Annotated in this window: 13 protein-coding genes; 4 read left to right on the plus strand and 9 right to left on the minus strand. The window is 57.7% G+C overall.

The genetic code is table 11. The annotated features are described in order from the left end of the window. Positions 1 to 109: 109 nt before the first annotated feature. On the plus strand, positions 110 to 5740 hold the full coding sequence (locus Poly51_RS02220) for a DUF1559 family PulG-like putative transporter (protein ID WP_146453790.1): 5631 nt from the start codon (positions 110 to 112) through the stop codon (positions 5738 to 5740). Here the strand turns inward: Poly51_RS02220 and Poly51_RS02225 are convergent. The 5 genes from Poly51_RS02225 to queF form a co-directional block, all read right to left on the minus strand. Further along, positions 5729 to 8941 (minus strand): efflux RND transporter permease subunit, encoded by a 3213-nt coding sequence (locus Poly51_RS02225; RefSeq protein WP_146453793.1) that lies wholly within the window; start codon positions 8939 to 8941, stop codon positions 5729 to 5731. The genes Poly51_RS02220 and Poly51_RS02225 overlap by 12 nt on opposite strands. Further along, positions 8938 to 10344: an efflux RND transporter periplasmic adaptor subunit gene (locus Poly51_RS02230; protein WP_146455104.1), complete on the minus strand. Its 1407-nt coding sequence runs from the start codon at positions 10342 to 10344 to the stop codon at positions 8938 to 8940. Before Poly51_RS02230 ends, Poly51_RS02225 begins: the two co-directional genes overlap by 4 nt. A 237-nt stretch (positions 10345 to 10581) precedes the next feature. Next, complete coding sequence (locus Poly51_RS02235) at positions 10582 to 10812, minus strand: SlyX family protein (RefSeq protein ID WP_146453795.1); 231 nt, start codon at positions 10810 to 10812, stop codon at positions 10582 to 10584. Further along, positions 10809 to 11807, minus strand: a complete 999-nt coding sequence (locus Poly51_RS02240; protein WP_146453797.1) for a TIM barrel protein — start codon at positions 11805 to 11807, stop codon at positions 10809 to 10811. The genes Poly51_RS02235 and Poly51_RS02240 overlap by 4 nt, the downstream gene beginning before the upstream one ends. A gap of 93 nt (positions 11808 to 11900) precedes the next feature. Beyond that, positions 11901 to 12263 carry a preQ(1) synthase gene (gene queF / locus Poly51_RS02245; protein WP_146453800.1) on the minus strand — a complete coding sequence of 121 codons (363 nt, stop codon included), beginning with the start codon at positions 12261 to 12263 and terminating at the stop codon, positions 11901 to 11903. A gap of 19 nt (positions 12264 to 12282) precedes the next feature. Here queF and Poly51_RS02250 point away from each other — a divergent pair, with 19 nt between their 5' ends. Next, on the plus strand, positions 12283 to 13059 hold the full coding sequence (locus Poly51_RS02250) for a 7-carboxy-7-deazaguanine synthase QueE (protein WP_146453802.1): 777 nt from the start codon (positions 12283 to 12285) through the stop codon (positions 13057 to 13059). A 274-nt stretch (positions 13060 to 13333) separates the two neighbouring features. Here the strand turns inward: Poly51_RS02250 and Poly51_RS02255 are convergent, their stop codons facing one another. The 4 genes from Poly51_RS02255 to Poly51_RS02270 form a co-directional block, all read right to left on the minus strand. After that, complete coding sequence (locus tag Poly51_RS02255; RefSeq protein ID WP_146453804.1) at positions 13334 to 14278, minus strand: putative 2-dehydropantoate 2-reductase; 945 nt, start codon at positions 14276 to 14278, stop codon at positions 13334 to 13336. A gap of 112 nt (positions 14279 to 14390) precedes the next feature. Beyond that, positions 14391 to 15086, minus strand: coding sequence for an EF-hand domain-containing protein (locus tag Poly51_RS02260; RefSeq protein ID WP_186775287.1), 696 nt, complete (start codon positions 15084 to 15086; stop codon positions 14391 to 14393). Between the two features lie 104 nt (positions 15087 to 15190). After that, complete coding sequence (zwf, locus tag Poly51_RS02265; RefSeq protein WP_146453808.1) at positions 15191 to 16642, minus strand: glucose-6-phosphate dehydrogenase; 1452 nt, start codon at positions 16640 to 16642, stop codon at positions 15191 to 15193. Between the two features lie 312 nt (positions 16643 to 16954). Next, positions 16955 to 18304 (minus strand): glucoamylase family protein, encoded by a 1350-nt coding sequence (locus Poly51_RS02270; RefSeq protein WP_146453810.1) that lies wholly within the window; start codon positions 18302 to 18304, stop codon positions 16955 to 16957. 487 nt (positions 18305 to 18791) lie between these two features. On the opposite strand from Poly51_RS02270, the gene Poly51_RS02275 reads away from it, so the two are divergent. Next, entirely contained in the window at positions 18792 to 19256 is a 465-nt protein-coding gene (locus Poly51_RS02275) for a hypothetical protein (RefSeq protein ID WP_146453812.1), read from the plus strand. An 11-nt stretch (positions 19257 to 19267) separates the two neighbouring features. After that, complete coding sequence (mdoH, locus tag Poly51_RS02280; protein WP_186775288.1) at positions 19268 to 21229, plus strand: glucans biosynthesis glucosyltransferase MdoH; 1962 nt, start codon at positions 19268 to 19270, stop codon at positions 21227 to 21229. Positions 21230 to 21313 lie beyond the last annotated feature (84 nt).

Genomic DNA, 21313 nt, shown 5'->3' on the forward strand with positions numbered 1-21313 from the left:
AACGTGACGCCAAGTGTTTTGGCCGTTTACGTCTCTTCCTTTCCCAACGTCGATGTGGCATCGATTAAGGTAGTCAGCAATCACAACCTTCAAGAGCGGATCACGTCGAATGGCCTCACGCAATCTCCGTCGCATTCGCAAGTTCCAACGCGTTTTCGAGTCACTCGAGGCACGCCAACTTCTCACCGCCACCTTGGCCGACGTCGTTACCGTATCTCCGCTGAGTTCGGCGTACGACGATGGCGGTTGGGTACAAGTTGGCTCGGTTGCGAAGCCGGAAATTGATACCGGCGGTCATTCGATCGTCACGTTGGGCGAGAACCAGTACTTTTTCGACATTCCGTTCCAGGAAAGTGTCGACACGCTTTCAACGATGGACCGAATCGCGGTTGACAAGGCAAATCGCTATCGATTGACGGCTGACTCATACGACATAACATCCCGAAAACGATTGCGACTGGGCTACATCGCCTATGACGGAGACGGCTTGCCGATTTCGCCGGCTCACGTTTCTAAGTACGCGGGTTCGACAGACACGGCCCTGCTGGCTCCGGTGCAACCGGGTGATACGTCTATTTTGGTCGGAAACGCCAGCGGATGGAGTCAGTCCGGCACCACCGGCACACGAGTACTTGCGTGGTTCGGATACCAGGATGGCGCTGGCACCGTTCATGCGGACTACACTTACACTCGCAACGTTCTCGGTACATCGATCCAACCGGCGTGGAATTCCGACGCGATCCAGTACGGTGTTGGCGACCGGATCACACTGAACCATCCGTGGTCCGGCCCGGCATTAGCCGCTGGGACTGCGATTCGTAACGCGATGGTCGACGACGGATCGTTTTCGATCCCCTTTGAAGTCACCGAACACGGAAACAATCTGGAATACCGTGTCACCTGGGGTCAGGGCCAGAGCATCCGCTTCGATGCGAGCCTTGGCGGTCGTGCGTGGAACCCAAGTAGTGGTATGCAACGCGGGCTTCCACCAGGAGTCGCTTCGATCTCGATCACATCCAACCTTCCCGTGTTCCGCGGCGTGTTGGTTCAAGAGAGCCCGGCGACGAATCACTCGCCGGTGCCGTTGACGTTTGGCGGACAAACGCGGTTGGTGGGTTCCCAGTCGATGCGAACGTCGGTGTCCGACCAAGCGACCCAGGTTGACCCGGCGATCGCCACGTCGTTGTCGGCAACTGTTTCCGTTCAAACAACGACGTCACAGCCATCTGCCGTCGACGTTCATTCGATTGGCTATCAAGCCTACGACGCCGATGGTTTGCTGATCGAGTCGCAACATAGCCAACGTTTCGGAGCATCCGTCGATACGATTTTGACGGCCGCTTTGCAGCCGGGCGACACACAAATCCACTTGCAGGACGCGACCGGATGGAACAACAACGGCGCCGACCCACGCGGTCGGTTGATTGCATGGTACGGATACACCGACGGCTCGGGCACGGCGCATCCCGATTATTCCTACACGCGCAACGTCGCAGGTGACCCGTCGGCGGGCTTGTGGGATGTGGGCGCGATTGTCGGCGACACGATCACGTTGTCGTCGCCTTGGGCGGGTCCAACGATTGCGGCCGGATCGGCCGTACGAAATACGTTTGCTGGTCAATCGCTGAATCCCGTGATTGCCGACCGATTGGTGCTGCCAACCAGCGCGACGCGAATGCAGTCTCCGTCGATGTCGGGATTCTGGGCCGACGGCACGCCGACCGATCACCAATGGCCGCCCGGAACCGACTCGATACGCGCGGCGGTCGAGTTGAACCAAACAAATTTCACGGCCGATGATCGCGTTGTGGTTGAGTCATTCTTGGTCGCCTCGTCGGTGATCACAACGTCGGTTCCGGTTTCGGGAAGTCACACGTTGACGCTGGACGTGTTGGCCAATGATCCGATCGCGTCGTCGACTGTATCGCTAGTGAACGTGACCGCGCCACGATTCGGGACGGCATCGATCCGACCGGACGGAAGCGTCGACTATCAATCGGCTCCGAACTTTGTCGGCACCGACACGTTCATGTACAAGGCGACAGATTCGGCAACGTCGCTGTCGTATCAAGAAACCGTTGTCATCGAGATCCGCGGCTCCGACGTGGCACTCGATCCGGCGCTGTCCCAAAGCATCGATTCGGCGGGCCAAACGGCATCCCAATCGAACCCACCGATCGCTGTGGATGACAGTGGACAACCAACGTTTCACGTCGTATCCGGTGCGACGCTATTGGCCGACGGTGTATCCATTGAGTCGGTCCTAGCCCACGACGGAACGAACGGACTTGGCCTGAGCGAACCGGTCGCCGTTTCGTTCGTCGACGGTCCTCGTCATGGAAGCCTGCGATTGGCGGCCGACGGAACGTTTACGTATCAATCGGTCGATGGCTTTGTCGGCACCGACTCCTTTCGCTACTCCATTTTCGATGGCGTCGACAGCGATACAGCGATGGTGGTTGTGGATGTTTTGGCGGACGAGGTCAAATTGGTGCTCGCGAATCTAAAGAGACTTGCGACGGCCGTACGCAACTACCACAGCGCCTTCAAGCAGCTTCCCGTTCAGAGCGGTTCGGGTACCGATGACTATTTCGATGCCGATGGCAAGCCGCACCTCAGTTGGCGTGTGCATTTGCTTCCATTCCTGGGTTACTACGACCTGTTTAACCAATTTCGCTTGGACGAACCCTACGACAGTTCCCACAACTTGCCGCTGGCTGCGCAGATGCCAGATGTATTCGGTGACGGGTCGGGAACGGCAACCGATCAAACACGGATCCAAACGATGGTATCGCTGCGGAGCCAGTTCGCATCGAATCCGCTGCCTGCCTGGGGACCAGTTGGCTTTAACCAAGACGAAGCCGGGACTAAGTTTCGAGACATTCTTGATGGGCTTTCAAACACGATCATGTTGATCCAAACGGGTGCCGAAAAGTCCGTTACTTGGACGGCACCAGAGGACGCGACCTTTGACGTCGATGATCCCATTGCCACCGTGGGAACCATCTCGCCCGACGGCGTCAACGTCGTCATGTTTGATGGATTCGGTATTCGCTTGCCTGCCGATATCGACACCAACGACTTCGGTTCTTTGGCGACTCGAAGTGGATGGTCGGACGAACCGCTGGTCAATGTTCGTGAAATCGCTCGCCAGATCGATGCGGTTGCTTACGACTACGGCGGTTCGCAGCAGGATGCGTCGCTATTTCAGATCAATTTAGCCCTTAACAATTACCATTCCGCCTATGCTCAACTTCCGCCCAATAGCGGATGGCCAAGAGACACCAACGGATTTCCGCTATTAAGCTGGCGCGTGTATTTGTTACCGTTCATCGAGCAGCAGCAACTGTATGAGCGATTCAACTTGGACGAACCATGGGACAGCCCGAACAACTTGCCGTTGCTGGACGAGATGCCGGATGTATTTCGCAGCCAGAGTGACGCCGTCGACTCCAACACGACCCGCTTTAAAATTCCATGGGGTGTGGGTGGCGCTTACGACAAGCGTGCCGATGGAAGTCCCGCCGTGCCGAAGTTTAGCGATTTCCGCGACGGTCTGGAAAACACGCTGCTGGTTGTCGAAACGGGAACAGACACCGCGGTTGCCTGGTCCAAACCCGATACGTTCGACTTCGACCTCGCAGACCCAAAGAATTTTCTGGGCAGCCTCCCCGACCCGTTCTTTCGCGCGATCGCCGCCGACGGAACGTTAATCCACTTACCGGCCGACATTGATGACGCGGTTCTATCGGCGTTGATCACCAAGAACGCTCAGACGACCTATGGCAACGGCAACGTACCGACCAGCGAGATCGTCGATGTGGAATCGCTGCGCACGAAATACACCTCGCTCAATTCGCCCGACGTTGCGATAGACCGCTCCAACGACATGAAAACGATCGGGCTGGCAACACACAATTTTCATTCTGCTTTTCGAGCGCTGCCGGTCATTGATTCACCCGAATTTTTTGACGCCGATGGACGACCGCACTTGAGCTGGCGAGTGCATCTGTTGCCGTTCTTGGGTCACCGGACACTTTACGATCAATTTGCCCTTGATGAAGGGTGGGACAGCGCAACCAACTTGCCGCTACTTCAATCGATGCCCGACGTGTATCGTTCGCTGGGCGATTCCTGGGATAGCGTCAAAACACGAGTGCAACGATTCGTCGACGGCGGAACCGAAGAGTTCGGATTTCGTAACGGCGCACCGTTCAGAAGCACCGGTGCCGCACCTCGGTTCCGAGACTTCCTTGACGGTTTGTCGAACACCCTATTGTTTGTCGAATCCGGCCCCGACGTCGCCGTGAATTGGACCCAGCCCGATGACATCACCTTCGACCCGGCCAACCCGTTTGCAAATATGGGTGACGTGGCGGACGGATTCTGGGCGGTCTACGCAGACGGTGCAGTCAGCTTTTTGCAAGATGTCCGTGACGAAGACATGGCACTGTTGATTCGTGCGAATGATCGAACGATTCCCTCGACGACTCGCATGAGGTTCTCGGCGAAGAAAATCGATGTGGTCGAAGGCGGCGGAATTGGTAGCGTCGAAGTCGTTCCCGTCGAAAGATATGCCAGCTCCGTCGCCGTGACGGTGGACGATCCGAGTGCTGTCGAAATTTGGCCCAGTGTGCTGACGTTGACACCCGACGATTGGACGGTGCCGCGATCGATTTCGGTGCGTGCGATCGATGACGCGTTGACGACCGGACCACGAACCGTGACGGTCACTGTCGGCGATCAGTCCTTTGAAGTTCTGATTCATGACGATGACACTGCGACGACGCCGACGGTGATCGCGACCGGCACGGCCTACGGAGGAACGACGGCGGCCTATGGCGAAAACGCGTTCGCCGCGCCACGTGCGGCGTTGCGGCCCGGCCAGGTGTCTCATGCGTCATCGGTCACCAACTACGTGCGTGGAATCAATCGTGTTGTGATCGACGTAGAAGGGCTGTCGGCGACCACGCTTGCGGCCAGCGATTTTGAATTCCGTATCGGCAATGATGACGATGGTTCGACCTGGGTGACCGCGCCCGCGCCAAGCGGTATCGAGGTCTTACCAGGAATCGGTGAATTGGGCACGGATCGAATCGCAATCGTGTGGCCCGATCGTGCGATCAAGAACACATGGTTGCAAGTCACTGTGAAATCCGGTGGTGCGATCGGTTTGCCGGCGGACCACGTCTTCTACGTTGGTAATCAAATCGCCGACGTCGACGGCGCCGCTCCTGGTCAAGCGATTCGCGTCAACGCGTTCGACACGATCGATATCCGATTCAACCAATCCGTCCAACCCAATTCGGCGGGGATCGACAACCCCTTTGACATTGACCGAAACGGTCGTGTCGACGCCTTCGACACCGTGATGGCGAGACTGAACCAAGCCGCGTCGGGAGAACTGCAAATGATCACCGCCCCCATGGTCGCGGGTCCACCGCCAGCGCCGACCGCGCGCGTCACCGCGGCCATCGAAGCGATCCTGACGACGGACGTCGCCATCGTGCCCGTTGCCGACGACCGAATCGTGACCCGCAGCGAGTTTCTGCGACGCAGGGGTGATTTCACAGTTTGGCAAAGAAGCCAGTCGACCGGCGATCGTCGCATCGATCGGACCGAAGCCGCCCAATCACGACGGGCGATCCGCGAGTTCTGGCGATTGAATCACGAAGTCACCGTAACGCAGATGGAAGACTTCTTCGCTTCGCTTCGCGGTGGGACCACGTCAATCGATTGACGTCGCGGCCGTTAGCTTGGATGTCAACAGGTACATCACCGGAGCAAGGACCAGCACGACAAGGGTGCTTAGGCTTAGCCCGAAGGCTAGGCTGGTCGCCATGGGCGATACGACTTGCGCTTCCTTCGAACGCTCTAACAGGATCGGTAACATTCCGGCCACTGTCGTCACCGATGTCAACAACACGGCTCGAAACCGGCGACGACCGCCGTCGATGATGGCATCGTGAACAGATAGCCCTTCGGCGACTCGGCGGTTGATAAAGTCGACCAAGACGATCGAATCGTTCACGACCACGCCGGCCAGCGCGACGATCCCAAAGATGCTGAACAGGGTCAGTTCGATGTTCATCACGATGTGACCCAGGATCGCGCCGATGAAACCAAACGGGATGATCGACAGCACCAAAATCGCTTGCCAACACGAATTGAACTGGATCGTCAGCAACAGAAACATCGCACCCAACACCACGAAGAATCCGATCGTCAAACTGTTGACCGTTTCGGTCGTCTGTTCTTGCTGGCCCGCCCATTCCAATCGGACGTTGGGAAATTCCTCTTCAAAATCTGGGACAAAGTTGTCGCGCATGTCGGCGACGACGTTGAACGCGTTGCCTTGATTTTCGTCGACGTCGGCGACCACCCCGATCGCCCGCATTTGATCGACACGTTTGATTTCGGAGTAACCGCGAGCGACTTCGACATCGGCAACTTCATCGAGCGGACGTTCGGTTCCGTCGCCGTTTCGAATGCGGATGCCGTTGAAGCTGACCAACGTGTTGCGGTCTTCCCGTGGATACCGCACTCTCAGCGGCACTTCGTACCGGCCTCGTTGCAACCGCATGACTTCTTCGCCGTAGTATGACGCGCGCACCGTTCCGGCGACGTCGGCCAACGAAATGCCCATCGCTTTGGCGTCATCGCGGACCTTCATGCGGTATTCCCACTTGCCCTGCCGTGTGTCGGTGGCGATGTCGGAAACGTACGGGTACTCGGACAGCTTTTCTTTGCATCGATTGATCGCGGCGTTGAGTTGGTCCAGATGCTCGGCGCCGGCCATCAAACGCATCTCGATCGGCAGCGACGCCGGACCTCGAGGCGACGCGCCGAACGCGACGGCTTCCGCGCCCGGAAACTTGCCCGCGGCGTCGCGCCACATCGTCACGATGTCGGCGCTGGTCACCGTTCGATCGCCGATGTCGTTCAGTTGGACGAACAGACCGCCCAAATGGCTGGCCGGAGACGAACCGACTTCATCACCCGACGAACCGACCGTTCGCTGGACGGCTTTGACGAAGCCTTCTGGGTCGGTCGTCAGCTGTTCGTCAATCGACTTTTGATTGACGACCATGATCGCGTCGTACAACTTTTTCGTTGCCGCGTCGGTGACCGAAACGGGCGTTCCATCGGGATACGTGACTTGGCACGTGATGAACCCAAAGTCGATCTTGGGCAACAACAAAAACGGCACCATACCCGACCGCACAACGCCGACGGAAAGGATCAACATGCCGGCGGCGGCCGACATGACGATAGCGGGATTGCGAAGCGATATTCGCAAAAGGGGAACGTAAACGCGATCGACGAAACGATTCAAAACTCGGGTTGTTCCGCTGCTAAGTCGCTCGATCAGCCATCCCAACGGACGCAACGGGAACAACACCCACTCGACCGCCGCCAGGAACAGACTGCGGCGATGCGACAGGTGGGCGGGAAGAATCGTCAGACTCTCGACCATCGAAATCATCAGCATGGCGCCGACGCAAAGCGGCAACACCACCGTCAACCGCTTGATGTTGCCTTCCAAGTACATGATCGGCAGGAACGCGATCACCGTTGTCATGATCGCCGTGATCACCGACGGCATGACCTCGGTGGCTCCGTCGATCGCCGCGTCACGGTAACTTTTGCCCATTTCGCGGTGCGCGTAAATGTTTTCGCCCACGACGATCGCATCGTCGACCACGATACCCAGCGCGATCAAGAACGCGAACATGGATGTCATGTTCAGCGTCTGGCCGCCGTAATACATATAGATGCACGCACCCAACAACGACACCGGGATGCCCAACGCGACCCACCATGCCAAACGCATCTCCAAGAACAGGGCCAGCACGATGAACACCAACACCAAGCCCATCCATCCGTTCTTGGTCAGCAAGTCTAGTCGACTCTTCACGCTGGTCGAACGATCACGCATGTGCAGCATCGTATAGCCGTCGGGCAGATTCGCCTTTTCACGATCGACGAACTCGCGAACTTCATCAGAAACGCGGATCAAGTCATCGGCGCTGGTCGTTTCCACCGACACGATCACCGCCGGCCGATCGTTGACTTCGTTGATGGCCGCATCGACCGCAAACTCGTCACGCACCAATCCCAAGTCGCCGACCGTCAACACTGCGCCACCCGGTTCGCTAACTAGCGGGATATTGGCGATGTCGTCACCAAGCTCGCTCTTGTCGCTGCCCCGCAACAGGATTTCTTGCGATCGGCCTTTCAGAGTACCGCCCGGCAATTCGATATTGTTGGCTCGCACGATCTCGGCAACCTGGCGTAGCGACAGGTTGTATTCGCGAAGGGTGGATTCGGGGATTTCGATGTCGATCTGGTAGTCCGGTGCGCCGACCAAATCGACGACCGACACCGATGGCAACGCCAACAAATCACTTCGCACCGACTCGGCGATTCGCCGCAGCGCCAAGGCGGCTTCCGAGACCGCGGCTTCGTTGCGACCTTCGCCCGCACCCGAATTCACGGGTCCCATGACGGCGACGCGGATCGCAGTGACGAAGTTGGTTTGCAGTCGAACGTCGGGTTTCTCGGCCAGTTCGGGGAAGCTTGGGATTTGGTCGATCAGCATCGTGACTTCGGTCAACACCCGCTGGGCGTCGTCTTGAGTCGTATCGCTGTCGAGTTCCAGCATGATCGATCCGAGCCCCTCGCGGGCCGTCGATGTCATCTCGTCAATGCCGTCGACGGTGCGGATCGATTCTTCGATCTTTTCCAAGATCCCTTGTTCGATCTCGTCGGGGCTGGCGCCCGGATAGACGACCGACACGTTCAAAACATACAGCTCGAAGTCGGGCCAAAAGTCACGGCGAAGTTGCGAGAAACTGTACGCCCCCAACAACAGCGTTCCCAGCATGACGACATTCATGGCCTGCCAATTTTTGACCGACCAAGCAACGATCGACTTCATCCGGCAGCCTTCTCGTTGGCGGCGCGCGATTCGTCAGCGACCTTGGATGGCGGCTTTCCGGAGGACAACAATTTCATTCCTTCGCTCGGGTTGCTGACGGGCGATATCACGACCGCTGCGGCCGTGTCGTCGAGCAAAAAGCCTTCGGCGTCAATGATGACACGGTCACCTTCGCGAGCGACGACTTCGATCGGCACGATGTGCAGCTTGCCGTCACGATTGATCCAAATTCGATTTCCCGGGCGGATCGCCATCTCGGGGCAACTGGCCAATGGGCGACGTGATTCCGCCTTCAACATCACCGACACAAACATGCCTCGCATCAAGCGATTGGGCCCGTCGTTGGATGCGGAATTCAGCGGCCGCGTCACCTGTTCCGGTGCATCGACTCGAAACAGACACGGATACGTTCGCGTTGCCGCATCGATTCCGACTCCATCGATGCGTTCCAAAACAGCTTGCCACTGGTACGTTCGCAACCCGAGTCGATACGCGATCGTCGCCGGCACGGGCGGGACTTGATCATCGGCGATCAAGTCGACGTCTTCGTCAATCGGATGCGTCGAGATCGGATGCGTAGGCCGCGCCGCGATTGAATTCCAAACGCGAAACATTTGATCGACCGTCAAGTTGGATCGAACTTCGACAACGGAGATGTCTTCGATTGTCACGAACGACGCACCAGCGCCGACGAACGATTCGACCTCGACCATTGATGCGACGACACGTCCGCGAATGGGTGATTTGATGACGGTCCGATCGAGATCCAGTTGGGCGCGAGCCAGGGCGACTTCGGTGGCAGCGCGTTTTTGAACGATCAGTTCGCGACCGGCGACGAGTTCCCGTTGGCGATTTTCCAGTTCGACCAGCGACGACTTCGCCGTCAACTCGGAACGCTTGGTCACATCGACTTCGGACATCGATGCGGCTTGCCGTTGGACCAGCGAATCGACGCGTGCGCGTTCGTCGGCGGCTAGCTTCAGTTGCTCTTTCGCCAGCGACAACAACTGTTTCGTGTTCTCGATGCTGACGTCAGTGGCCGCCAACTCGGCCGCTTCTTGGGCCTGTTGGGTGACCAGCCGGCGGACTTCCAATTCGTACTCCGTCGGATCCAATCGGACCAGAACTTCGTCGGCGGCGACGGTGCGACCGGGGCGGAGATTTTCTGACTGAAAGACGACGCGGCCAGCGACTTCGGTAGCCAGACGGATCTCACGCAGCGGCACGACGACGCCGTTGGCCGACAACGTGACCGGGCCTTGGTGTGGCAACAGCATCGCGGTCGTCACGACGGTGCCATCGGGCTTTGGCGGTTTCCCGCGGGTGGGCCGTTTGCGTTCGCCCAACAGCGAGTAGCCGAAAAAACAGCCGCCCAGGATCGCTGCCGAGACGATCAAATTCACGATCGCGTGGGTCGATGATCGTGGCGGTGGTTTTGGTGTCACGGGCGTCGTCGATGCCGAATCGGTATGCAAGCACTCACCTCTGGTCTCGGGGGTCGCCCAAGGCTTGGGTGCGACAGGGGAACTCGGTCCAATATTCAACCCCGCCAAGGTGCCGGGAGTTCCTATTGTTATTCGAGTCCGGCAAGATAACAGTGCCAGCGAAGGGGGATTGGCCGTGTTTCCCCGGGGCCGCCCTCAATAATGCGGCGGTTTCTCGTCCAGCGGGTCGCCAGCCGATTCCGGCGACTTATTTTTCAAGTCGCGGACTTGGTTGGTCAGCGTGTCGAGCTTGTGCTGGATCCGATCCGCCCGAAGCGCTTCCTCGGTCACGACTTCGTTGAGTTGTTCGTAGAGGCGTTGCACGTGCGCGATCTGGATTTCCAGCTCGATCAAACGAGCTTTGGCGTCCCGAGTCTCGTCGCTCATGATTTGATGTCGGCGAACGATCGCAGCGAGTAGGGAATGCCGACATAGTCGAGCACGCGACACAGGCCTCGCATCGCGACGCCGAATCCGTCGGGGCCACTGAAGCCGCCAAACTGGCCACCACCTTTGACGTGCGGTTCCAAATCCATGAACACGCCATCGGCACCACGGGCTGTCATCCGCGAATGCAATTCCGGCATGAAGTCCTTCATGTCTCGCAGGATCGCCTCGTGGCCGGTGTCGCCAATGTCGGCGGGCACAAAGTTGCTGAGGCTGGCTTCGTCGACGTGGTCGATGCGACCGGTCGGCGAAGGGTCGTGATAGTCCTTGATGTGGACCCAACCGAGGCTGGGCTTCATGGCCAAGTACTGGGCATACGTTTCGTCGGCCGTGAATCCTTGCGTCACAATGTTGGCACCGTCGAAGATCGTCAACATTGCCGGATGATTGACTTTGGCAGCGATCGTTTTTAGCAGATCGCCGGTTTGGCCGACCAAGTTCGCTTCGACTTCCAAGCCGAACGTCAAACCGCGTGAATCACAAAGCTCCGCGATTTGACTCAACTGGTCCGCGACTTGGTTGATGTGGTCGGCCGGTTCGGTGCCCTTGGGATGATAGAAAGCGAATCCGCGAAGCAACTTTGCACCGAACGCTTCGGCGCGATCGCACGCGGTGGTCACGTCTTGCTTCAAGTACTGGTCGAACGGAATGAACTTGTTGGACGTTCCATCATCGACGTCAAGCAACTTCACCTTGCCGATCGGCGACCCGATGCTGCTGACCTTCAATCCGTAATCACACTGCATTTTGACCAAGTGTTGGATCTCGGGGTCCGACAAATTCATCACGTTCTTGATGCCTTCCCCGGCATCGATGAAACGGATCGAATAGTATCGCAAACCGAGTGCGGCAAAGGCGCTGTACTGCTGGACAGCTTGCTTCTCGTTGGCCGCTTCATCGCTGAAGCCGCTGATCAATACGGGAGGAGTGGTCATGGTCAAAATGGGGTTTCAAGAATCAATGCGGATGGGACGGTATCCACGAGGACGCGAAATGACGGGGTCGTTTCAAGACCGTCGATTGTGCGTCTAGTTCTCGGGATATCGGATGATGATATTACTGTGCAGGCCGCCGCGGGGGGTCCAGCGGCTTTCGACGGTGGCGCTGCGAGGCTTTACGACGGCCAGAAAGTCGTCCATGATTCGGTTCGTGACGGCCTCGTAGAAGATGCCCTCGTTTCGAAACGCCTGCAGATACATCTTCAAGCTTTTCAATTCGACGCATACTTCGTCGGGAACGTAGCTGAAAACGATCGTTCCGAAGTCGGGTTGTCCCGTTTTGGGGCACACCGAAGTAAACTCGGGACAATGGTGTTCGATCGTAAAGTTCCGCGAAGGGCTGGGGTTGTCAAAGACTTCCAGGATTTTGCGAAAAGTATCTGAGTTACTCAATTTTCATATCTCGATTTTAATGACTTCCACGGGCGAAATTCGATTCTCGCACGGCATCGGCGGCCCGACCAGGGGTTCCGATGACGGGGCGCCCGCGGCAACGCTGGGGCTGCGAATCGCCGAGACGTTCGTCAGCCGACAAGGCGAGGGGAAGTTAACGGGCGTGGAGAGCTTCTTCGTGCGGACCAGCGGTTGCAACCTGCGGTGCTGGTTTTGTGACACACCGTATGCATCGTGGAAACCCGAGGGCCCGCGACAAACCGTCTCGACGATCGTCGATTCGGTTTTACAGTCGGGCATTTCGCACGTCGTGCTGACCGGCGGCGAACCCTTGTTGCCGGATGCCTGCGTCTCGCTTTGCCAGCAGCTTCGCGATGCAGGTTTGCACATCACGATCGAAACCGCGGGAACGATTGACCGCGACGTGCCATGCGACTTGATGTCGATCAGCCCCAAGTTGTCCGCCAGCGCACCCGATGCGGGGGATCACCCCCAGTGGCATCAACGCCACCACGATCGCCGCATGCCAATCGATTTGATGCGCCGATTGATCGATCGGTCGGACGACTTTCAAGTCAAATTTGTGATCGATTCACCCGCCGAATTCGACGAATGCGCGGGCGTCGTCGAATCGCTTCAAGTCCGACCCGATGATATCTGGATCATGCCCCAGGGCGTATCGGCCGAAGCGATGGATACGGCGGCAACTTGGCTGAAGCCGTGGTGCGAATCGGCGGGTTACCGATTCTGTGACCGGATGCATCTGCGTTGGTACGGAAATCGACGCGGAACCTAACCACGACTTTCTCCATTCTAAGCTGCTCGCGTGAGCCCAAAGTCTAGCAGCTTACGGACGGGTGCCGATAGTTTTCGAATCTCGGCAACGCGGCAACGCGGATGACCGATCATTGAGCAACGGTTTAAAATCACGGGGCACGCGAATCATGGTGGCTTCCTTGCCTAGGCTTGTAACTGTGGTAAGTCACATTTCTTGCGCAGGGAAGCTGCCTTCACCTCTATCAAACTGCCAGCTCGTAAACGAAAAAAGTCGAGCTTAGGGGGCAACGCCACTATGGAATTGTCGACCGGTGTCGGCCGCGGTCGAGAAACTTCAATTGTCGGTAAATCGATTCGACACGCGGCATCGCGAATCCGGCTTCGGCCGCGGCGCGGATCGGGTTACCCAAGATTGCGTCGATCTCCATCGGTCGAGCGGCCAAAAAGTCCAATCGCATGCTGCTGTCGTAGGGTACCATGACTTTTGTCACATCGATGGTCGTTGCGATGGCTTTTTCAGGGACGTGCACCCCGCATGCCGCGGCACCGGCGTGGACTTCGCGGACGAGTGATTCGGCCAGCGCAAGCGCATCGGGATCGTCAACCAGTTCTTTCGTGGACGCGTCGAGCACGACGGACAAGCCGTTGAACGGGATGTTCCACATCAATTTTTTCCAGCGAGTCTTCGGCAAGTCATCGGTGGTGTGCGCGTCGATTCCGGCCGACTGCATTTCGTCAGCGATACGTTGAACGCGAGAACTGACATCGATCGCACGGTCGCCGTATTCACCGAACACGATCCGGCCTTGGTCGATGTGGCGAATGTGACCGGGGCCGACTTTGTTGCTGCACAAAAAACAGCACCCGCCAAGCACGCGATCAGGACCGACGACGGCAACGCAGGCGTCTTCACTGCCAAGGCCGTTTTGCAGACAAAGCACCAATCCGCCATCGCGAGTCGGTGGGACCAGCAATTCATCGAGCAGATGATTTAGAGTTGTCTTCAAGCCTACGATCGTGACGTCGCACGGCGGCATCGTCGACGCCGACGCGTGGGCGTGAACGTCGGTTAAGTGGAAGTCGCCCAGTTTCGTCTCGACGCGCAATCCATGCTCGACGACATAGTCGTAGTCGCTATGAAATAGAAAGTGGACTTCAAAGCCGGCCCGCGCTAGAAGTCCACCATAAAGACCACCCAGGGCACCGGCGCCGATGATCGCGTATCGAAGTTTTTCCATGCGGCCGATTATATCCGAATCTACAAAACGTTCGGAATCCGAGATCCGCATCTGGGTTTCCCGACCGTCCACGCCAATGCGCGGACGTTCGGCTCATCACAGGGACGGCAGCCTATTCAGCAGCCGGACGATTGGGTCGGTCGCCGCCGGGGCGTCCGCCGCGATCACCACCGGGACGTCCGCCGCCACCTTCACGCATGCGGCTCATTGCCGTTTCCATTTCCGACTTGCTGATAGCGCCGTCGCTATCGGTGTCGACCTTATCGAGCCGGCTGGCAATTTGCTCAGGAATCTCGTCGCCGCTCAATTTGCCGTCACCGTTGGTGTCGCGTTGCTTGAACATGTTGGCGGCGAAGTCTGGACCGCGACCTTCCATGCCACCACGAGCACCATCTTCACCGCGTGGACCACCTCCACCACGCGGGCCACCTTCGCCGCGTGGGCCGCCTTCACGACCACCGCCGGCGAAACTGGGACGCATTTCCTCGGCTGACAGCGATCCGTCGTTGTTCTTGTCAAGCGTTCGCAATGCAACGGCCGCGTTGTCGATTTCGGCCTTGGAAAGAGCTCCGTCCTTGTCGGCATCCAGCGCCGCCAAGACGGGCATCATCCGCATCATCATTTCAGGGCCGCCTTGGCCTCGTTCACCCCCTCGTTCACCCCCACGTTCACCCCCTCGCTCGCCGCCCCGGTCACCACCAGGTCCGCCGGGACCGCGTCCACGTCCTTCGGGTGGTTGAGCCAAAGATGTTGTGGCGATCGCGAGTGTGGCAATCGATGCGGCGAGAAGCGTTCGTGTTGATTTCATCGTGGGGCTCCGGTTTTGTTGGTTTGGAAAAGGCGCGAACTGCGTCTTATTCAAACACCAGCCCCCGGGCCAGGTTTCGGGCCAGGCTCCGCTTGTGATGAAATTTAGTTCAAGACCGGACAAACGTCGAACCATTCGCGCTTTTGTTCTTCCATCCATTCGCTCGCTTCGGTGGGGCCCCAAAGGCCGGTCGGGTAGGTGAACAGGTCCGGGGCCGCGGGGCTCTTCCAGGCCGCGATGATGGGATCGATGATTCCCCACGCCAATTCGACTTCGTCGCTGCGCGCGAACAGGCTGGCGTCACCCTGAATCGCATCCAGCAACAGCCGTTGGTAGGCATCGGGAAGCTCGGTTCCGCTGGCCTGTTGGAAACTGAAATCCATCGTGCTGGTGCGCGTCTTCATTTCGGAATCCGGAACTTTGGTTTCGAAGTGCAACTGGATGCCCTCGGCCGGTTGAATCTGGATCACCAAACGGTTTCCGACGGGCGTTCGCGTTTTTTCGCCAAACAGGATATGCGGCACGTTCTTGAACTGGATCACGATTTGAGTCGTGCGGCACGACATGCCCTTTCCGCTGCGCAGGAAGAACGGGACGCCTTTCCAGCGCCAATTGTCACAATACAGTTTCAAGACCGCGTAAGTCTCGGTTTGGCTTTTTGGCGGGACACCTTCTTCTTTGAGGTAACCGTCGTACTGGCCGCGGATGGTGTTATTGGCAAAATCGCTGCCGACCATCTTTCGGACACTGTGCAGCACTTTCACTTTCTCGTCCCGGACCAACGAAGAATCGTATCGCGCTGGTGGCTCCATTGCCGTGATCATCATCAACTGAAGAATATGGTTCTGGAACATGTCGCGCAGGATGCCCGACGTGTCGTAGTAACCGGCGCGGCGACCGATCACGACCTCTTCGGCCACGGTGATTTGCACGTGGTCGACGAAGTTGCGATTCCAAATCGGTTCAAAGATGCTGTTGGCAAAACGCAGTGCAAAGATGTTTTGGACGGTTTCTTTGCCCAAATAGTGGTCGATCCGATAGATTTGATCTTCGCGAAAGACGCCGTGGATCGAATGGTTCAACGCTTGGGCAGTGGCCAAGTCGGTGCCGAACGGTTTTTCGATTATGACACGGCGATAGCCCTTGCTGTCGTCGGCCAAGCCGGCTTTGCCGAGCTGTCGAATCGCCTCTTCATACAACTGGGGCATCGTCGAAAGGTAGTACACCCGGCCGGAATGTTCTTCTGTTTCGATCGAGTCCAGAAAAGTCGCCAACGATTTGAAGTCGGCTTGGTCTTTGATGTCGCCGGCGTGATAGAAGATGTTCTCGCTGAAGGCTTCCCACGATTCAGCCGTGAAAAATTTGCCGACGAACTTTTCCGCCGCCGTTCGCAACGACTCACGCCATTGTTCGTGTTCAAATTGGCTTCGCGAGACGCCTACGATTTTCGAACCAGCAGCCAATCGTCCTTTGGCGAACAACCGATAGAGGGCCGGAACAAGCTTGCGACTGGTTAGGTCTCCCGACGCACCAAAAATTACGATCGTGTCTGCCATAGCCAGTTCTTCCCCAAGACAAGAATGGAATCAATGCGATTTTATCGTGCTCATGCACCGCTACACAGCTTACGGAAGCGAGGGGGGGACGGCGAGGGGAAGTAGATCAATGCGTCATCAGCTAACAACAAGAGCCGTCGCATGCCCATAAACGGGCAACCCCACGTGGACCCGCGACTCCGCTTGCGGGATGTCAGCTGCAACGCGGCTGACAAAGCGGCTGACAAAGCGAACACACGGTACACCCTGCGACGGCGTCGCAGGGCGACGAAGGTGACGAAGGGTGACCCGAAACCTGAGTCCGTTTGCCACTCAGGATCTCATCCGAGTGAATCCGGCCAACTGCAGTGCCCGGGTCGCCGCTGGGTGCCGCATGAATGCTTGCCAAACGCCGCCCGTTTCCAAATTATTGGCCATCGCCAGTGAGATTCCGGTGTCGATGCCGATCACGTCGGCGCCGATCCAGCCGGTGACGGGGTTGAACGCGTTCACGAATCCGTACCGGCCATAGACTTTTTCGCCATAGCGTTCGTGCTGGAATCTCAGCGTGTGCAGCGCCGCATTGGGCAACACGGCTAACCCGCCGGCCGCCGCGCTGGGGACCACCGTTCCATCGATGCCTCGGTCGGGCTCGAATCGGTCGACTTGGTACGGGCCGCCCCAATCACGATATCCGTGGGCGCTGTCGCTGCTGGTCAAACCCCAAACGTCGGCGCCGTAGTGGCCGAACTGGTTCGGGTACCTCGCGGCCAATTCGGTCATGAAGGCGATCTGGGCACGGTGGGCGCGAACCGAATTGTCCCAGTAGCTGCGGCCGCTCGGTGATCGAACGTTGCGGAAGTCAAAGTACGCCATGGGATACTGATGAACGAACAGCGGCGGATAGCTCAAGAAATCTTCGCCATCGAATCGCAGCACCGGTTCACGTCGCCACGCCTGCCAACACTTTGGCGGAATCGGATTGTTCGGCGCACCGATCGCCAACAACACCAATAGGATCAACTCGCTGTACGAATCCCATTGATACGGAAGCATCCCGCCCTCGGGTGTCCAACCCATGTGGAGCAGGTCGTTCGTGCCGAGCATCCATGTCCAATCGACGCGTTCATACAATTGGTTCGCCATTTCGACGATCTGCAAATCGTCGTGGAAGGTCGATGCGGCGCACATCGCACCGGCGATCATCAAAGCGGTGTCGATGGAGGAAGCTTCCGAGTTGCGGCGTCGTTTGCCATCCTTGCAGCTGAAAAAATGATAGACGAAACCGCGTTGGTGCTCGGCGATGTTCAAGAGCGACCGTAGCAACAGTCGAACGCGATCGACCGCTTCTTCTTGCGTGATGAAACCTCTATCCGCCGCGATCGTGTGCGCCGTCAAACCGAAGCCGCACGCCGCGCTGCTGGCGTACTTGGAAAACCAACTGCCGTCGGTCGATCCACGATCGGGGATCAAGCCGGTACCGGAATCCGCCGAGTCCGCGAAGTATCGATAGCAACGACGTTCCAAGTCATCCAGAAACACTCGATCGGCATCATTGGCTGGTCTGCCGCTCAAGGCATTGGTGATACTCGACATCGGCTCGGCCATTGCGCGTTCTCGCAGGAATTGACTAGCGACCAGTGGCAACGATAGTCCACCACCCAGAAAAGTGCGTCGCTTCATGGCGTGGTTCGAACGCGTCATTGCGCTGACCTAATTTACTGCGTGAAATTTCGTTTAGCGAACAGTCGGCATGCCGGGGGATAGCGGTCGGCGGTTGCCACTTTTGTCAGCACGGGCAACCGAAAGAGAACAGCGAGGTCGAAAATCGAGCAGCTGCTGACAATCCGAAACTTTTTCGCCGGGCATGTTCCGCCATTCTGTTTCGAACCGTCAAAACTTAAATCGACGTTTGTGGCAGCCCTTCGGCACCCTGAACGCGGCGTTCTCATCCAATGAACTATAGTTGGGTGTGTCTGATCGCCATAACGTGAACATGACTGATAGAGCCGCTATTTCAAGGTTTTCCGATTAGACCGTTCGGGCAAGTGCGGAGGGTGTTGGAGGAAACCTTTGGCACGCCGTTTGTTGCTATAGACGCCTGCTCGAAAAGGCGGAACCATGAGGGTCTCGTCTGCTGCTCCTCTTCTCTCTTCAATGTGACTGACTCATGGATTGCCATCCCAACGCAGAGGCTCTGCTCAACCTTTCTTTCCAACGCCACCTCCACCGGGGTGGTTGGCCTCATCCGCCCACATCGCGAAGCCCCCAGTCCATGCAAGCGATGAAAGTGACGGTCGGGTACTTGTTGAAGAGCGGGATGAACCAGAGTGACGCCATTGATGCGGCGAAACGAATCGTTGATATCGCTGCCGAGCGATCAATCTCGGGTGATCGCCGCGATGCCGTGATGGGTTTGGATCGGTTGGCGTTGGAAGTCGCCGTCGCCGCTCGGTTGGAGGCACTCGGCAAGGTTCAAACAGTCGTTCCACAAGAAATCGTTCGCCCGATGACGCAAGCAGCACCGACGCGTTTGGTGGCGCCGTTGCGTGCCGAAACTTGGCGTTCAGCGACGGCGTGGCTTCGCTTGGACCGCCTCTTCAAATTGAACGTGGGTGCGGCCGACAAGTCATGAGACGCCGGTCGATGCTGCGATCGTTGATCATCGCGGGGACTTCGGCGATCACGGTCACGGCTTCGTGGGCGTACACGCGGATCGTTGCCGGCGGCGTCGGTTTGAACGTGTTCGAAGTCGCCAGCATCATCTTATTCGCGTTGCTGTTCGCCTGGATTACGTTTTCGTTTCTGGTCGCAACCGCTGGCTGGATTCGTGTTCTCCGCTATGGGGCTTCTCGCTCGATTTCAACCGAGATTGATGGCCGCGATTCGAGTTCCCGGTCGTCGACGGCCGTGCTGATGCCGGTTTACAACGAATCACCGGACCGAGTGTTCGCCGGTATCCGAGCGATGTTGCGATCACTCGACGAAAACGGCGATAAGACCACGTTTGACTTCTATGTCCTCAGCGATACGACGGACCACGAAGTCTGGTTGTCGGAAGAACAGGCATGGTCGCGTTTGACGGCGGATCTTCCCGATGCGCGCGTCTTCTATCGACATCGACCTGAAAATCACGCGAGGAAAGCTGGCAATATCGCCGATTTTTGTTCGCGTTGGGGCAGTCGCTATTCCTACATGATCGTGCTGGACGCAGACAGTTTGATGGAGGGGCGTACCATGATGTCCATGGTCGATCGTATGGATGCCGATGACCAGATCGGCATCCTTCAAGTGCCACCGACGCCGGTCGGACGAGAGTCGTTGTTTGCTCGGGCGCAACAGTTTGCGGCTGCCGCATACGGGCGCGTGTTTGTCGAAGGGTTCGCCGCATGGACGGGTAGTGACGGCAACTATTGGGGGCACAACGCGATCATTCGCGTGGAACCATTCTTGGATCACTGTGACCTTCCGGTGCTTCCGGGCGTGGCCCCGTTGGGCGGCGAGATTCTCAGTCACGATTTCGTCGAAGCGGCGTTGATGTTGCGCGCCGGATGGAAGATCGAATTGGCGACCGACCTCGGCGGAAGCTACGAGGAATGCCCGCCGACGCTCGCCGACTATGCCGTCCGCGACCAGCGTTGGTGCCAAGGCAATCTGCAGCACGCGCGGCTCGTGATCAGCGAAGGGTTTCATCCTCTCTCACGATTTCATTTCTCGTCGGGTGTGATGGCCTATGCTGCTTCGCCAATTTGGATCGCTTTTACGCTGTTGTGCATCTTGGGTATGGCGGTTGAGCGGATTCGATCGGTGTCCCAGGAATCCATCCCGATCGGCGGTGCGATGGTTCTGTTCGCGTTGTCGATGACGCTGCTGTTGCTGCCCAAGGTGTTTGCGTTGCTTGCGATCACTTTCGATTCGAAACTTCGACGCTCGTTCGGCGGTGTGATACGACTTTGGGCCGGCGGCATGGCGGAAATTCTGATCTCGATATTGCTGTCGCCCATCATGGCAATGTTTCATACGCGATTCGTGCTGTCCGCATTGCGGGGAACGAGCGTGAAGTGGATGGCACAGCAACGCGACGAACATGGTGTGCGTTGGTCGGACGCGGTCAAACAATTTGGCCTGTTTTCCGCCGTCGGTACCAGCCTTGCGATCGCGACCTGGTTGGCGATTCCCAGGATGTTGATATGGTTTTCTCCCATGCTGATCGGGCTGGTGTTTTCGATCCCGATCGCAGTCGCAATGGGCAGCCGGTGGTGGGGACACGCGTTCAAGCGGATCGGGTTGTTGATCATTCCCGAAGAAACCACGATGCCACGTGTGTGTGAATATCAAATCGAATCGCATCGACAATCTTCATCGGTGTCAGATCACAAACACGTTTCGTTGTTTGAAACGGTGATTCGTGATCCCCAGTTTCACCTTCTCCACACTCACATCCAGCTTGCCACGGGTGGAAGCGTCGAACTGCCGATCAATCAATCCAAGGCGATCGAAGCGGCATACGCAGCGAGCGGGCCAAGCGGGATTCCGGTTGCCGTCCGGAGTGACTTGCTCTGCGACTTGAAGACATTGCGATCGTTGCACTTGGAGTCTCAGCGCTAGGGGGCAGACTGCTTTACAGTTCTGTTCCTCGACTTTGTCGCCCTGGCACGCCGTGACAGGGTTCCCAACGGCTTTGCAGTTTGA

This window comes from Rubripirellula tenax (assembly GCF_007860125.1).
GTDB lineage: Bacteria > Planctomycetota > Planctomycetia > Pirellulales > Pirellulaceae > Rubripirellula > Rubripirellula tenax.